The following is a 15,943-nucleotide window of genomic DNA, read 5'->3' on the forward strand; positions in this document are numbered from 1 at the left end:
ACGTTCGTTACCTAAAATGATGAATAAGTTTATGAGAAAAAGTCTGTGCCGAGATCGGCGTCTCGTGCCAGACGCCTCTTACGGGCATCAGCTTCCGTCTCTGGTGCTTGGCTTAGCGAACCCTCTAAAACACCGTCGCTGCCATAGGTCTCAATGCGTCGGTTGGAGCCTTGGCCCTGTTCCCAGGTATCGATTGATCCCGGACGTGTTTCTTGTTTTTGTTCTTCAAAACGCTGCTTAAGCTCAGCTTCTTTTTCATCCATGCCAGCTTTGACGTTAGCGGTGAAGCGCACGAGGCTCAGCGCCGAGGCCTTGAAGGGAGCCCCATATTTAGAGTCAAAGAATTGAGCCACAGCTGCATCCTTACCAACAAAATTTTGCAGAGCACGCTCAGAGCGTAGCGTTAACTCTGCTGATTGACTAGATACCTTCTCTTGGGAGCGAGAAGCTAAATAGCCAGCAGCGGCACCACCGGCAATGAGCAGAGCATTCTTCCAGAAGGACACTTTTACTCAGCCTCCGGGTGGCGAGGCCGGCTAGCTGGCCCATCGCCTTTAACAGCTTTACGTAACCCGTGAGAGAAGGAGGCCACCTTAATCAGCGGCTGACCTACGGTTGAGGTTACCAAGGATGAGAGCGCTGAGACGTTTGCTGAGGCATCAGAAACATTGCTTGTAATGCTATCCACCTTATCCAGCTGAGCATTAGTGCTAGCAACCGTTTTGGTTACCTCACCAATGAGAGGTGTGGTTTCGTTGTTCAGGCTTCTGATGGTGAGCGTGAGTTCGTCAAAAACCTTACCCAGTTTCAGGATAGGTAACGCCAGCAAGGCAACCAGTACAGCAAAAACACCTGCTGCTATGAGACCTGCTATGTCTGCACCACTCACGGGCACCTCTTTCTCGACTGGCTAACTGCTCTTAAAAGAGCACGAATTGATAACAATACTACTTGACCTGTGGCGAGAAGCGTTATTTTTTGGTGTTCCCAAAAGGTAAGTCCCCATCACATCACCCAAGGTTTAGTTTCACTTCTGCAAACCAATCACTGGTAAACCTCACAAAAAAGGCCCGCACCACAGTTAAGTGGTACGGACCTTTAGGAGCTATTGCTTATGCAAGGCGTGAGTAGTATTCAACAACCAGCTGCTCTTCGCAGATGACGGGAATTTCTTCGCGCTTGGGTGCACGCTCAAGCTTAGCGTGGAGCTTCTCGATCTCAACGTTCAGGTAAGGAGGAGTATCGGGCAGAACATCCTGGTGTGCGCCGGTGGCTGCAACCTGGAAGGGTGCCATCTTCTCGCTCTTGGGGTGAACGTGAATCAGCTGACCGGGCTTGACGCGGAATGAGGGGCGGTCAACGCGAACGCCATCAACCATGATGTGACGGTGAACGACTGCCTGGCGAGCCTGAGCGATGGTGCGGGTGAAACCTGAGCGCAGGACAAGTGCGTCGAGGCGGGTTTCGAGGATTTCAACCAGGTTCTTACCGGTCTGACCCTCAATGCGCTTAGCTTCGAGGTAAGCGCGACGCATCTGAGCTTCACGGATGTTGTACTGTGCGCGCAGACGCTGCTTTTCCTTCAGCTGTACTGCATAGTTCGAGTCAGCCTTCTTACGGGCGCGACCGTGCTGGCCGGGGCCGTAAGGGCGACGCTCGAAGTACTTTTCTGCCTTTGGGGTCAGTGCAATGCCGAGTGCACGTGACTGACGCACGGTACGGCGGGTACGGTTGTGGTTTGCCACAGCTGTTACCTTTCATTAGCGGTTGGTTCCCCCTGCGTGGAAGGAACCATTTGTTCTGTTGTCTTGGCCTCCGGTAACCACCCACGTTTTGGGTGGTGGAGAGTTGCGAGCAGCCGCACTCAAACAACTACGATTTACCCGGTGATCAGGTTTCTTTTCAGAAGCCCGCGTTTTGGGTAGCCTGCCAGACCGTACTAACTGTACCTCAAGCCTTTACCCTCTGCTACGAGGCCTTCACTTGTGTTGTTGTGTTCTTGCTGACCCTGGCGTCCCTACCGCTCATTTTTGCCCAGAATTTGATTGATGGCGTCCAGACGGTCTTTGAGCGCGCGTTCGTGGCCAAAGGACGTGGGTGCATAGTACCGAGTGCCACCGAGGGTTTCAGGTAGGTAGGATTGAGCGGCGACACCGTTCGGTTCATGGTGGGGGTAAATATAACCACGCCCGTGCCCCAGTTGGCTTGCGCCGGGGTAATGGGCATCTCGCAGGTGAAGGGGGACCACACCCGCGTTACCGTTTTTGACATCAGCTATGGCTGAGTCAATCGCCGATATGACCGCATTTGACTTAGGTGCTGTAGCTAGGTGAATGGTGGCCTGAGCCAGATTAATCCTCGCCTCGGGCAGACCCACTAGTTGGACGGCTTGAGCCGCGTTGACAGCAGCAGTTAGGGCGCTCGGATCTGCCATGCCGATGTCTTCACTGGCGTGAACGATTAGCCGCCGTGCAATAAAGCGAGGGTCCTCACCAGCCACAATCATGCGCGCTAAGTAATGCAGGGCCGCATCGGGATCTGAACCACGAATTGATTTGATGAAGGCACTGGTGACGTCGTAGTGCTGGTCCCCATTTCGGTCATAGCGCAGTGCACTCTGATTGAGCGCCTGCTCAGCGTGCTCGATGGTGAGCTGTAATGGTTTCTGGACGCTGTAGTCCCGGTTCTCGGCCTCGGCCTGCCCAAAAGCCTGGGCTGCAGCAGCCTCTAGGCTGGTTAGAGCCTTGCGGGCATCCCCCATAGCCAGCTTTACCAGGTGATCTTTCGCGACAGCTTCGAGAGTGAGGGTTCCACTGAAACCTCGCGGGTCCTTCAAAGCCCTGTCCAGCAGATCAGCAATATCCCCATCAGTCAGACCCTGCAAGGTCAGCAGAATGGAGCGGGAGAGCAGGGGCGATATGACGCTGAAGGAGGGGTTCTCCGTGGTGGCTGCAATGAGAACTACCCAACGGTTCTCAACCCCCGGTAGCAGGGCATCCTGTTGAGCCTTGGTAAAGCGGTGAATCTCGTCCAAGAACAAAATGGTGGTGATACCGCGGTAGTCTCTGTCTTCAAGCGCCTGTTCCATGACCGCGCGGACGTCTTTGACCCCCGCAGTGATTGCAGAGAGTTCAACGAACTTGCGGCCAACGCCACGAGCTATCACGTTAGCTAGGGTTGTTTTGCCGGTACCGGGTGGACCCCAGAGAATGACGGAAGATGGCCCACCTGGACCCGCAGACTCCCCCGCTAGAACCCGCAAAGGTGAGCCCGCCTTAAGCAAGTGACTCTGCCCCACCACCTCGTCCAGAGTTCGAGGCCGCATGCGCACAGCTAGCGGAGCTCGTTCGCGGCGGGTCAAGTTGCCCTGGGACTCGTTGCCGTCATCGGGCTGGTCGTTGAACGTAAAAAGGGAGCTATCCACGGCGTCCTCGTATCTGCTGTTGGCTGCTGGTGTGGCTACAGCTGGTCGGTATCAAGAATAAGGGTCACAGGGCCATCGTTGGTGAGACTTACCTGCATCTGGGCGCCGAAGACACCCGTCTCAACCTTGAGTCCCAGGGCCCGTAAAGCCTCAACATAGCTATTAAAAAGGGGCTCAGATACCGGGGCTGGGGCAGCTTTAGACCATGAGGGGCGCCGCCCTTTCTTGGAATCGGCGTAGAGGGTGAACTGGCTGACGGCCAGCACCGGGGCACCAGCATCCAGACAAGAGACCTCGCCCTCTAGAAGCCTAAGCTGGGCGGTTTTCTCAGCAAGTTTCTGCACCTGTGTCTCGCCGTCATCGTGGGTGATACCCACTAATGCCAGCAAGCCTGGCCGGTCGATAGAGCCTACCGTTTGCCCATCAACGGTCACTGCTGCTGAGGTGACTCTTTGAAGAACTACGCGCATTATTCCCCTGCCGTTGACTCTGCCTTACTCCCCTATTTTGTCATGTTCTACCACTCCGGTCTTCTTATATGGTTAAAGAAAGAAGCGCCGTCCCGGCATCTTCTGAGAAAGAGCAGGGGCGGCGCCTCTTTGTGGGGCTTAAAGCCTAGAAGTTACTTAGCTTCAGCTTTCTTGGCCTCAGGCTTGAAGTCAACGCCGGCTTCCTTGCGCTGCTGCGCGGTGATGGGCGCAGGAGCAGCAGTGAGCGGGTCAAAGCCGCCACCGGTCTTGGGGAAGGCGATGACGTCGCGGATTGAGTCGGTGCCGCCGATGAGCTGCAGAACGCGGTCCCAACCGAAGGCAATGCCACCCATAGGGGGTGCGCCGAAGCTGAAGGCCTCGAGGAGGAAGCCGAACTTCTCTGCAGCTTCTTCTTCGCTGATGCCCATGACCTTGAAGACACGTTCCTGGACGTCCTTCTGGTGGATACGAATCGAGCCGCCGCCGATTTCGTTACCGTTACAGACAATGTCGTAGGCGTAGGCTAGAGCCTCACCGGTGACCTCTTCCTGGTCAAAGGTGTCCAGGTACTCGGGCTTGGGCGAGGTGAAAGCATGGTGCACGGCGGTCCACTTTGAGGAGCCTAACGCCACATCGCCGGAGGCAGTAGCGTCTGCTGCTGACTCGAAGAGGGGTGCATCTACAACCCAGACGAAGGACCAGGTGCCATCCTTGATGAGGCCGGTGCGGTGACCAATTTCAACGCGGGCAGCACCCAGCAGAGCGCGCGAGGACTTGGCGTCCCCTGCGGCAAAGAAGATGCAGTCGCCGGGCTTAGCGCCGGTTGCCGCTGCCAGGCCGGCACGCTCTTCTTCAGTGATGTTCTTGGCAACGGGGCCGGTCAGCTCGCCGTCCTCCTGAATCAACACGTAGGCAAGACCCTTAGCGCCGCGCTGCTTGGCCCATTCCTGCCAGGCGTCCAGGGTGCGACGTGCCTGTGAGGCACCACCTGGCATCACCACAGCGCCCACGTAGGGAGCCTTGAAGACGCGGAAGGTGGTGTTTTTGAAGTAGTCGGTCAGCTCGGTCAGCTCGAGACCGAAGCGCAGGTCGGGCTTGTCCGAGCCGTACTTCTCCATGGCATCCTTGTAGGTGATGCGCTCGATGGGGCGGGGAACCTTGACGTCAATTAAGTTCCAGACAGCCTCAACGATACGCTCGCCCAGGTCAATAATGTCTTCCTGGTCTACGAAGGATGCCTCGATGTCCAGCTGGGTGAACTCGGGCTGACGATCGGCGCGGAAGTCTTCGTCACGGTAGCAACGGGCAAGTTGGTAGTACTTTTCAATGCCGCCCACCTGCAACAGCTGTTTGAAGAGCTGGGGTGACTGGGGCAGTGCATACCAGGAGCCAGGTGCCAGACGTGCCGGGACCAGGAAGTCACGAGCACCTTCGGGGGTTGAACGGGTCAGGGTGGGTGTCTCAACCTCGGTGAATTCCTGACCGTGCAAAACTTCGCGAGCCGCACGGTTAGCCTCTGAACGTAGGCGCATCAAGCGGGCAGGTTCGGGGCGTCGCAGGTCAAGGTAACGGTACTTCAGGCGGGCTTCTTCGCCTACTTCTACGTGCTCATCAATCTGGAAGGGTAGGGGTGCTGCAGTGTTGAGCACCTCAGTTTCCTTGACCATAACCTCGATGTCACCGGTGACCAGGTTGGGATTCTCGTTACCCTCGGGGCGGCGGGTGACTTCACCCACGACCTTGAGTACGTACTCGTTGCGCAGGTGTTCGAAGTCAGCTTCGTTATGGAAGACCACCTGAGTGACGCCTTCACGGTCTCGCAGGTCTACGAAGGCAACACCACCGTGGTCGCGGCGTCTTGAAACCCAACCAGATAGGGTAACGGTTTCTCCGATGTTCTCAGCGGTTAGCTCGCCAAGGGTGTGAGTGCGTAGCACGCTCTTCCTTTCCATCATCACAGCTGTTTTTCTGTGAAAAGAATTTTATGTCTAAGTATAGGTTGCACCGTGGACTGCGCGACAGCCACGGTGGGTTTAGTGGGAGTCTGCAGGGACGATCCGCACCTGCAGATCCTCTGCCGGAGGCATCCAGTTTTCGGGTAAAGCTTCTCCCTGCTCCCCGGTGCGGATGTCCTTGACCTCGTGCTTGAGGCTGCCATCTTCGTTGGTTGAGGTAAACCACACGAAGGGGATGCCGCGTTTTTCGGCGTACTTAATCTGCTTACCGAACTTAGCTGCGGTTGCTGAGACCTCGCAGGCGATTCCGCGGGCACGCAGCTGATCAGCGACGTCTTGAGCGCCTGACCACATCTCGTCGTTGGTCAGGGCGATGAGAACGGCTGAGGGCACCTTGCGGGTAGGAGTGGCGAAGCCCTGGGACAGGATGCGGGATACCACGCGGGTGACGCCAATAGAGAGGCCAACACCGGGGTAGGTTTTCTTTCCGTTGGACGCCAGTGATTCGTAGCGACCACCCGAGCAGATGGAGCCCAGCTGCTCGTGACCCACCAGCACCGTTTCGTAGACGGTACCGGTGTAGTAGTCCAAGCCGCGGGCAATGGAGAGATCAGCAATGACCTTGCCGGGGGCACGACGTGCAGCTTCACCTATCACCTCAGTGAGTTCAGCCAAGCCCTCTTCCATGAGTTCATCGGAGACACCCAAAGCGCGAACCTGATCGGCGAAAGAGGTATCTTCTGCCCTGATGGACGCCAAGGACAGCGCAGCCTGAGCCTGCTCGTCCGTAGCACCCAGCTCGTCTTTGAGGAGCTGGGCCACGGCGTCCGGGCCAATCTTTTCTAGCTTGTCGATATTGCGCAGCACTCCCGCAGTATCTGTGAGCCCGATGCCGCGGTAGAAACCTTCTGAAAGCTTGCGGTTATTGACGCGCAGTTTAAAGTCAGGGATGGGCAGTTTTGAAAGGGACTCCACAATGATGAGAGCCAGTTCAACGTCATAGCGGAAAGGCAGAGCGCCATCCCCCACTACGTCAATATCGGCCTGAGTGAATTCGCGAGCACGGCCTTCTTGAGGACGCTCACCGCGCCACACCTTCTGAATCTGGTAGCGCATGAAGGGGAAATTCAGGTAGCCAGCATTTTCCACCACGTAGCGCGCAAACGGTACGGTGAGGTCGAAGTGCAGTGCCAGCTTCTCTTTTTTGGCAGCGCTGCGGGCATCCTCCGCATCATCGAGCAGACGTGAAACCGCGTAGACCTCTTTGTCGATGTCGCCCTTGCGCAGTAGTTGGTCGATGGTCTCAACCGAGCGCGTTTCGATGGAAGAGAAGCCGTGCAGCTCAAAGGTTTCGCGCAGAGTATCGAGAACGTAATTCTCCACCAAACGTTCTTCAGGTAGGTGCTCTGGGAATCCAGAAAGCGATTGCTTGCGAGCCATTAGCTCCCCTCACGTCAACAAAATAGGTACTTGGTGCGCAGCTTTTACCGCACAGTCTTCTTAATACTAAACGGTGAGCACGGAGCACCGGTAATTATAGGCGGGGTCTGCTGCTGAGATACACCACATTACTGCCCACGTAATACCCGGGTGTCCTTTAGATGCTAAAACCCCCTAAGAACGATATGCTGGTGAGTGCACCAACCGTGCTCGATAGATTATTAGTTGTTGACTGATGACAGCTAACCAGCCCTATCGTCTAATTGCACGTGGCTGGTGCGCTTTGTTTTACACCTGCGCTAACGCGCCTCAACGTGAAAGAGTTATAGCGGTGACTACCCAACCCGACGACACCCTCGCAACCGTAGACCTCGAAAAGGCTCGTAAATTCGGCAAAGTTGATGCTGAAGGCCACGTCTTTGTCATCGTGGACGGTGAAGAATATGCAGTAGGCCAGGTGCCCGGCGCCTCAGCTGATGAAGCCCTCGCCTACTTCGCCCGTAAGTTTGAAAATGTAGAAGCACAAGTTGCCCTGCTCGAAGAGCGCGTAGCTCGTAAAGCTAAGGCAGCCGATCTGCAGAAGGCTGCAGCGCACCTGGGCCAACAGGTAGCAGTTCGCAACATGGTGGGCGATTACGCTGTGCTTCAGGAGCGTCTGGTGGCTCTGGTTGCCAAGATCAATGAACGCGAAGAAGCCGAAAAGGCAGAATCAGTCGAATCACGTGAAGCTGCGCTGGCAGCCCGTGAGGCAATCGTCGCCGAAGCTGAGACCCTAGCTGACCAGGATGAAACCAAGATTCACTGGAAGAACTCCCACTCACGCATGAACGAGCTGTTTGATGAGTGGAAGAAAACCCAGCGAGAGCATCACCTGGCTAAGAGCGTAGAGGACGACCTCTGGAAGCGTTTCCGCGCTGCCCGCACCACTTTTGACCGCCGCCGCCGCGCTCACTTCTCACAGCTTGATGAAAAGAACGCCAAGGCTAAACGTGTCAAAGAGGCTCTCATTGCCGAAGCTGAGGCGCTAAGCACCTCCACTGATTGGGCGGAGACTGCCGCCAAGTACCGCACTCTGATGGATCAGTGGAAGGCCGCACCTCGCGGCGGACGCAAAGAAGACGATGCGCTGTGGGGTCGTTTTCGTGCAGCACAGGATGTCTTTTTTGACGCCCGTGCCGCTCTCAACGCTGAGCTCGATAAGGAATTCGAAGCTAACCTGGTAGCAAAGGAAGCGCTGCTTGAAGAAGCGCGCGCCATCCTGCCCGTCACCGACATAAAGGCCGCTAAGGCACAGCTCGAGGGCATTCTTGATCGTTGGGACACTATCGGGCGCGTTCCCCGCGCCGCTGTGCGTCGTGTGGAACAGGATCTGAAGAAAGTTCAGGACGAAATCCATCAGGCCGAAAACGCTAAGTGGCAGAAGACTGACCCCGAGAAACAGGCTCGTGCTAACTCCATGCTGACCCAGTTGGAAGAGGCGATTGCTGATCTCGAAGCTGATCTTGAAAAGGCTCAAGCTGGTGGCAACGCACAGAAAATCAAGAAGGCGGAAGAAGCACTGGCAGCTCGCAAGCAGTGGCTGGAAACCTTGAAGGCTTCATCAGCTGAGTTTGGTGCCTAGCAGGTTTGACGGTTTAACCGTGCATCGAATGTGTGGATAAACCGTCTATGTGAAGTGAATATTTCTTCTCTTCAGCTCGACTCCCCGCAGAGACTACAGTTTCTGCGGGGATTTTGCTGTTCGAGACAGAAGTTATACACAGGTCAAAAAATTGATCCCTCGATGATGCTTTGGTTTGGTAAAACTTAGGTATGTCAGCTCACAGTATCACCCATAAACTCAGTGCTCTCCCCTTCCCGCTCCTCCCGCCGGAGCAGAAAAGCTCCTCAACCCTTGAATATATAGCTCAGGCACAAGGGGGCTTCCAGTCCACGGCTTTCACCGATCCAGGGCTCCGCCATCTTGACCCCCGGGCTACTGAAGAAATGAGGAGGCTACTTTGCACCGCTGAATCAGAGGGAGTCAGCACTGCCGAGTTTAGAGAAGTCGTTGAGTTCGAAGCTTTAGTTCACCTGCACCACGGAATTTACTCTCCACCCCATGTGAAAGATACCGCCCTGCTGCGAGCTATCAGCTGTGGCATGCTTATCCCTGAGGGTTACCATCACCGCTTACGCATTTCTCGCCGCGCAGCAGCCTGGATTCTGGGGTTTGGGCAGGCGCCGCAGGGCAGTATTGATATCGATTATGACCGTAACAACAGAGTTCATTTGCCACGGAAGGCTGCACGATTGTGCTCAGCTCATCAGTCCACCTTCAAAGCCTACGAGGCACTTAGTATTGGTGGCCTGCTGGTCACCAATCATCTGCGGACGGCGCTAGATCTTCTTATCTTTGATGAAGAATATGATGCTCTAGAGATTGTAGGGCAGATTCTCCTTAGCCCGGATAATAATCTGACGCCGCGCTTACTGTTGTCACATGTGCAAGAAGCATCCTTCATACGTCAGCGTCAAGCAGTTCTTGCTCGGGCAAAAAATATTTGTACCGAGGTTACCTTGCGGAGACAAGGGCTATGGTAGAGCCTAGATGCTGATACATGTGAGCTTACCGTTTAATGTCACTACCACTATTCGTATCGAGGTAGGTCTCTCTTCGAGAGAGGTTTGGCCCCGGTTAGTCTGTAAGCGCTAAAGATACCAGGTACGTTCATAATCTGGTTGAGAAGATGATCGAGCATAAAGCGGTCGCTGACCTCAACCGTGTAACGGTTGACGGCAAAACGATCGTCACTGGTGTGAACCTTCGCATCGACGATATTGCTCCCGGATTCAGAAATTACCCGAATGACGTCGACCAGCAGCAGCTTGCGGTCAATACCCTCCACCTGGATGCTCACCCTAAAATTATTATTGGTGCTGTTAGCCCACTCAACAGTGGTCTGGCGAGGGTCATCCTGAGCATTCAGCACGTTGGGGCAGTCGACACGGTGAACAGAAATACCCTGTAAGCGGGTCACGATACCAACGATTTCGTCCGGCGGAACAGGAGTGCAGCATCGAGCAATTTTAGTCAGAATACCCTCAGCGCCAGGCACCACCACACCGTTATCATCGCCTGTAGCTGGGCGGGTATTGAACAGTGAGTTATCAAAGCTATTGACCTCTTCCGGTGCTTGATCGTCGTTATCCCCGTAGTAGAGATCGACCAGAGTAGAGATAACATTTTGGGGTTCAAGATCGTTCTCTCCAACCGCATGGTAGAGACTTGCCACATCGTTTTTATGGTGCGCATGCGCTACCTGAAGCATGAGCTCAGGAGTCAACATTTTGGTGAGTGGAAGTTCATGCTGCCGCATGGCCTTCACTAAGCGTTCCTTGCCGCGGCTGAGCGCCTCAAGTCTGCGCCCCTTAGCAAAATGTTGCCTAATTTTGGTGCGGGCTTTTGAGGTACGCACAAACTTGAGCCAGTCCTCGCTTGGCTCGTGGTTCTCGTCCTTAGTGGTCATAATTTCCACTGTGGAGGCTGTCTCTAGTTTCGTATGCAGGGGCACGAGCTTGCCATTGACCTTGGCCCCAATCGTGCGGTCGCCCACCTCAGAGTGAATAGCGTAGGCGAAGTCAACGGGCGTTGAACCGGACGGCAAACTAATGGGCTTACCCTGCGGGGTAAGAACCACAATCTCATCTGACTCTAGAGTTTCCGCCAGCTCCTCATAGAACTTGCTCGATTCGGGGTTAGAACTAGAAATCTCAGAGATTGATTGCAAAATCCCGATGCTAAAGGCAGCAGTGTGGGTGCTGGGCTCCTGGACCGCGGTCTCCACCTTCTCACCACGAGAAGCTGCCTTATACCGCCAGTGTGCTGCCACACCGTACTCAGCCTCTTCGTGCATCTTGTAGGTGCGAATCTGGATTTCAAGCGGTAGCTCACCTGGCCCGTGCACCGTCATGTGAAGGGACTGGTAGTGATTATTCTTGGGCGACTTGATGTAGTCCTTAAAGCGCCCCGCCATGGACGGCCACAGCGACAGCACATGACCTAAAGCGGCATAGCAGTCATCAATGTTCTCAACCATGATACGTACAGCCAAGATGTCGTTGATTTCATCAAAACTCTTACCCTTGGTCTTCATCTTTTGATGGATGGAATAGTAGTGCTTGGGGCGGCCAGTCACCGTGCCCTCAATACCAACCTGCTGCAAGCGATCTTCGATAGTCACCCGAGCTTCAGCCAAATACTTTTCGAGTTTGGGGGTTCGCTCACCGACCAGACGCACAATTTCCCGATAAATATCGGGGCTCATTGCTGCAAATGAAAGATCCTCAAGCTCCCATTTAATGGTGTTAAGACCGAGGCGGTGTGCCAGCGGGGCATAGATTTGCAGGGTCTCTTCAGCCTTCTTGGCCGCTGAAGCTCCTGACACAAAGCGCCAGGTACGTGCGTTATGTAGACGGTCCGCCAGCTTAATCAGAAGCACGCGGATGTCCTTGCTCATGGACAGCACCAGTTTACGGATGGTTTCAATGGGAGCATTAGCGCCGTAGCTGACTTTATCGAGCTTGGTCACCCCGTCCACCAGGTAAGCAACTTCTTCACCGAAGTCGGCAATGAGCTGCTCCATGGTGTAGTCAGTATCTTCAACGGTGTCATGCAGAAGTCCAGCAACAAGAACGGGGCCGGTAGCTCCAATCTCTGCCAGGATAGTGGTCACGGCTACCGGGTGGGTGATGTAGGGGTCCCCACTCTTACGCTTTTGCCCGCGGTGGTAGCGGCTGGCTACTTTAAAGGCCCGCTGCAGCACATCAAGGTCTTCATTAGGGTGAAACTTGGTAACTGTGCGGATGACAGGGGCAAGAACCGGCGAGAATCGTGGGCTTGGGCCCACTTCACGACCAAAGACCTGGCGAGCCGGCACCCGACCTGATGCCGACATGACACGGTGTGAACCACGCAGAGGTCGCTTCATGTCCTGGGTGCTGTGAGTGTTCTTTTCTGAAGCGCTCATATCTGAACTCCCCCTTGCCTCGTCCACGTGCTATATGTTGCTCTATCATAGTTCAAAATAGCTGATAGGTAGAACACAGTGACCAGGCATAACTAAGCCAGCCTACTTTAATGTGAAGGTGCCGCCTAGTTTTACCGGGCGGCACCTTCTTTATCTATGAATATCGAGCCGGTACTCGGCTCTCGTTGTCCCTACTGGTTATTGGTCGTAAAGTTAAACTCTCGGACGGTGATAGCAGGGATGCCCGGGGACTGGCCGGTATCAGCAGTTTCTTCTTCGGAAACAATACCTACACGGGCGTCCCGTACTCTGCGCTCCTGGTTCTTGACGTTTTGCTCTCTTAAGCGCAGCACAGCATAGGCGGGAGCAGCCACAAAGAGGGTGCCAATGGTGCCTACGATGATACCTACGAACAAGGCCAGCGAAAGATCCTTGAGAGTGCCAGCGCCCAGCAACAGAGCACCAATAAAGAGAATAGAACCCACGGGCAGAATACCAACAATAGATGTATTGATGGATCGGACCAAGGTTTGGTTAACCGCCAGGTTTACCTGCTCACCGAAAGTGACATCACGTCTGCCCTCAATACCCTCAGTATTCTCTCGAATCTTGTCAAAGACCACCACAGTGTCATACAGCGAGTAGCTGAGCACGGTGAGGAAGCCAATGATAGCGCTGGGCGTAATCTCAAAGCCGACAAGAGCATACAGCCCCACGGTGGTGACAATGGTGAAAACCAAACCGGCAATTGCTGAAAGCGACATCTTCCAGGTTCGGAAGTAGAGCGCCATGCCAATCATTACTAGTACTACGAACCATGCTAGACCGATGAGGGCTTGCTTGGTGACGCCGGCACCCCAGGTAGGGCCGACGAAGGATGAAGTGACATCGTCGCTCTCAACATCGTAGGCAGCTCGCAGAGCGTCGCCGACTGCCAAGGTTTCATCGTCGCTCAGCTCGCTCATCTGCGCACGCACGGTGCCCGATGAAATGTTGGTGACTCGTACGTCAGTCGCCTCAGGTGCTGCTGAGCTGATGGCGTCCTGGCCGATGGTCACATCTTCATTCGCCACCGATGAGACAGTGAATTCTGATCCACCGCGGAATTCGATGCCCAGATTGAAGCCGCCTTTGAACACCGGAACCATCGCAGCAAGAAGCACGACGATCAGGGCGAGGCTAAGCCAGCGCTTACGATGAGGCACAAATCCATAAGATTTTTTGCCTGAATGCAGGTCATTACCGAACTGCGCAAGCTTATTCGCCACGGCTTTGCTCCTTAATATCAGTTGCAGACATCTCTTCTTCAGCAGCGGCTAAACGCTCACGGCGCTTACGCTCAGCAAGAGAGAGGCGAGCTTCGGTTTCTTCAACGCTACGGACGCGCCCGGCACCTCGGTAGAGCGGTGTGGCTCCCAGCGCCGCGGGATCCATACCGGACCACTTGCCGCCGTTTCTAAAGTAATTGCGCTGTCCCAGCAGAACCATCAGCGGGTGGATGAAGAGGAAAGTAATGATTAGGTCAGCAATAGCTGTGAGGCCCAAAGTGAAAGCGAAACCTCTCACGTTACCTACCGAAGCGAAGTAGAGCACTAGGGCAGCTAGAAGGTTCACGGCCTTAGATGCCATAATCGTCCGCTTTGCACGGTTCCAACCGTGGTCGATAGCGGCAGGTATGGTTCGCCCAGCCCTAATCTCGTCCCTAATACGTTCAAAGTAAACGATGAAAGAGTCAGCCATCAGACCAATCGACACGATGAGGCCCGCAACGCCAGCCAGCGAAAGTCGGTAGTTCATGAGGTGGCCCAGCAGAATAATCACGCCGTAGGAGAAGCCCGCAGCAACCAAAATTGAGCTGATATTGACCAGACCAACCAGGCGGTACTGGAACAGGGAGTAGATAAAGACCAGGATCAGACCAATCAGACCGGCCAAAAGACCCATCTTGAGCTGATCAGCACCCAAAGTTGCTGAAATCTGTTGCTCCGACTGGATGGTAAAGCTAATGGGTAGAGCACCGTATTTGAGCTGCTCAGCGAGCTGGGATGCTTCTTGCTCAGTAAAGTTACCGGTAATCTGCGGCTGACCGTTGGTAATCACTGCTTGGGTGACCGGGGATGAGAGAACGGCGCCGTCTAGCATAATAGCGAAACGGGCACGTGGGTCAGAGGAGTTAGCACCACGGATTGAGTTCAGACGAGTGGTGACATCCTTAAAGGTTGCTGTTCCAGATTCATTGAACTCAATATTAACTCCCCACTGGCCCGTGGAATACCCTGTGCCACCGGTCACCTGAGAGAAGCTGGCATTTTTAATTTCTGTTCCATAAATTTCGATAGGCCCGAGGATGTACTTCTCCTGCCCGTCGGTTGAACATGCAACGATTGCCACGTCGGGGTCCTGCTCAACCTCGTCCACATTGGATGGAATGCTACAGTCAAGAGCCTCATACTCCCGCCAGAGCTCAGGGGTAACCCAGTTGTAGTCTGAACCGTCAGTAGGTTCAGCGGTGGGGGCAGGTAACGATTCCTCAGTCGCTACTGCATCACCCGTTATCGGGGTAGGTGCACCAGAGTTGAGGACGGCGCGGAAAGACATCTGTGCTGATGTTTGGATGAGTTCTCGGGTTTCAGGGCTCAGGACTCCGGGTACTGATACCACAACGTTCTGCCCAGACTGAGTGGTGACTTCAGCTTCAGCTACTCCGGAACCGTCCACGCGCTGGCGAATAATTTCTACTGCCTGCTCTAGTTGTTCATCCGTGACCTGCCCGCCGTCGGCGTCATTCACCTGGGGTGAAAGAATGAGCTGGCTGCCACCTGAAAGATCAAGCGCGAGCTTGGGTGACCAGGAACCCCCAGCGAAGGTGGTGCCGAAGATACCCCCAGCAACTAAGAGCAGTAAGAGCAGCATGGAGACCAGCGCTCCGCGTGCTTTTGCACTGTGGCCTGTAGTAGCCATCAACGCCCCTTTACAGTTTTATGTCAAACGTGAAAAGGCGCGCGGCCCTCAGGCTGCGCACCTATTTCGTAGAAGAAAGTTTATTTGGTGGGTTCGTCTGCGATTTCACCGTTGATGGTGGGCTGATGCTCCCCTGCCGAGGCTGCTGATCCGGTTGCGGCACCAGTTTCTTCGATCTGGGTAACGGTCATGAGATGAACCTTAACAACAGTACCAGGAGCAATTTGGAGCTCAGCGGTGTTGTCTTCTTTGTTGATGCTAGCCACAGTGCCGTAGAGACCGAAGTTGGTCATTACGGGAGTCCCTGGCATCATTTGGTCTTGGCGTTCTTTGAGCTGTGTCTGCGCTTTTTTGGTACGGCGAGCAGGCAGTACGATAAGCACAATCATCATGATAGCTAGTAGCGCGAGCATGAATAGGGGTGAACCGCTGTCCACGAATAATCCCTCAAATCAGGTGTTGGTGATAGTCTTCCGCCCCAGTTTACGCGATGAGTCTGTGAATTTGGCTCTAGGTTGCTGTAGGCAGGTTTTCTGAGCTGAGAGTTTTATGGGAATTCTGGGGCTGCTAACCCTAAATGTTGCCAGGCTGCCGGATGAACCATGATTTTCCGAGCGCGCGAGGAAACGAAAATCGTGGTGAATCTCTGCGCGTCAGCGCAGGGCGCTTACGGCAGCTCTGGGG

The 15,943-nt window shown here is 54.7% G+C and carries 13 protein-coding genes; 2 read left to right on the forward strand and 11 right to left on the reverse strand.

Going from position 1 to position 15,943, the window contains the following annotated elements:
* Positions 1-29 precede the first annotated feature (29 nt).
* The 7 genes from M3668_RS07170 to hisS all read right to left on the reverse strand — a co-directional run bounded on the left by M3668_RS07170 (position 30) and on the right by hisS (position 7,289).
* Positions 30-506 (reverse strand): peptide chain release factor 4, encoded by a 477-nt coding sequence (locus M3668_RS07170; RefSeq protein ID WP_251380139.1) that lies wholly within the window; start codon positions 504-506, stop codon positions 30-32.
* 2 nt (positions 507-508) lie between these two features.
* Positions 509-889: a DUF948 domain-containing protein gene (locus M3668_RS07175; protein ID WP_237203660.1), complete on the reverse strand. Its 381-nt coding sequence runs from the start codon at positions 887-889 to the stop codon at positions 509-511.
* 223 nt (positions 890-1,112) lie between these two features.
* Complete coding sequence (gene rpsD, locus M3668_RS07180; protein ID WP_251380140.1) at positions 1,113-1,745, reverse strand: 30S ribosomal protein S4; 633 nt, start codon at positions 1,743-1,745, stop codon at positions 1,113-1,115.
* Between the two features lie 272 nt (positions 1,746-2,017).
* A complete protein-coding gene (locus M3668_RS07185; protein ID WP_502948957.1) occupies positions 2,018-3,424 on the reverse strand; it encodes a replication-associated recombination protein A in 1,407 nt (468 codons plus the stop codon).
* 35 nt (positions 3,425-3,459) lie between these two features.
* Complete coding sequence (gene dtd, locus M3668_RS07190; RefSeq protein WP_251380141.1) at positions 3,460-3,894, reverse strand: D-aminoacyl-tRNA deacylase; 435 nt, start codon at positions 3,892-3,894, stop codon at positions 3,460-3,462.
* Positions 3,895-4,046: 152 nt separating this feature from the next.
* The gene (gene aspS / locus M3668_RS07195) at positions 4,047-5,831 is read right to left on the reverse strand and encodes an aspartate--tRNA ligase (protein ID WP_251380142.1); all 1,785 of its coding nucleotides are present in this window, start codon (positions 5,829-5,831) and stop codon (positions 4,047-4,049) included.
* 96 nt (positions 5,832-5,927) lie between these two features.
* Positions 5,928-7,289 carry a histidine--tRNA ligase gene (hisS, locus tag M3668_RS07200; protein ID WP_251380143.1) on the reverse strand — a complete coding sequence of 454 codons (1,362 nt, stop codon included), beginning with the start codon at positions 7,287-7,289 and terminating at the stop codon, positions 5,928-5,930.
* Positions 7,290-7,620: 331 nt separating this feature from the next.
* On the opposite strand from hisS, the gene M3668_RS07205 reads away from it, so the two are divergent.
* Both M3668_RS07205 and M3668_RS07210 read left to right on the forward strand, forming a co-directional pair.
* Positions 7,621-8,910 carry a DUF349 domain-containing protein gene (locus M3668_RS07205; RefSeq protein WP_251380144.1) on the forward strand — a complete coding sequence of 430 codons (1,290 nt, stop codon included), beginning with the start codon at positions 7,621-7,623 and terminating at the stop codon, positions 8,908-8,910.
* Between the two features lie 191 nt (positions 8,911-9,101).
* Positions 9,102-9,872 (forward strand): hypothetical protein, encoded by a 771-nt coding sequence (locus tag M3668_RS07210; RefSeq protein ID WP_251380145.1) that lies wholly within the window; start codon positions 9,102-9,104, stop codon positions 9,870-9,872.
* Between the two features lie 47 nt (positions 9,873-9,919).
* On the opposite strand, the gene M3668_RS07215 is transcribed toward M3668_RS07210, so the two are convergent.
* The 4 genes from M3668_RS07215 to M3668_RS07230 all read right to left on the reverse strand — a co-directional run bounded on the left by M3668_RS07215 (position 9,920) and on the right by M3668_RS07230 (position 15,696).
* Positions 9,920-12,298, reverse strand: a complete 2,379-nt coding sequence (locus M3668_RS07215) for a RelA/SpoT family protein (RefSeq protein ID WP_251380146.1) — start codon at positions 12,296-12,298, stop codon at positions 9,920-9,922.
* A 191-nt stretch (positions 12,299-12,489) separates the two neighbouring features.
* Positions 12,490-13,566: a protein translocase subunit SecF gene (gene secF / locus M3668_RS07220; protein WP_251380147.1), complete on the reverse strand. Its 1,077-nt coding sequence runs from the start codon at positions 13,564-13,566 to the stop codon at positions 12,490-12,492.
* Positions 13,556-15,259: a protein translocase subunit SecD gene (gene secD, locus M3668_RS07225; RefSeq protein WP_251380148.1), complete on the reverse strand. Its 1,704-nt coding sequence runs from the start codon at positions 15,257-15,259 to the stop codon at positions 13,556-13,558. The genes secF and secD overlap by 11 nt, the downstream gene beginning before the upstream one ends.
* A gap of 80 nt (positions 15,260-15,339) precedes the next feature.
* Positions 15,340-15,696, reverse strand: coding sequence for a preprotein translocase subunit YajC (locus tag M3668_RS07230; protein ID WP_251380149.1), 357 nt, complete (start codon positions 15,694-15,696; stop codon positions 15,340-15,342).
* Between the last annotated feature and the right edge of the window lie 247 nt (positions 15,697-15,943).

This window comes from Rothia sp. P100 (assembly GCF_023712425.1).
Lineage (GTDB): Bacteria > Actinomycetota > Actinomycetes > Actinomycetales > Micrococcaceae > Rothia > Rothia endophytica.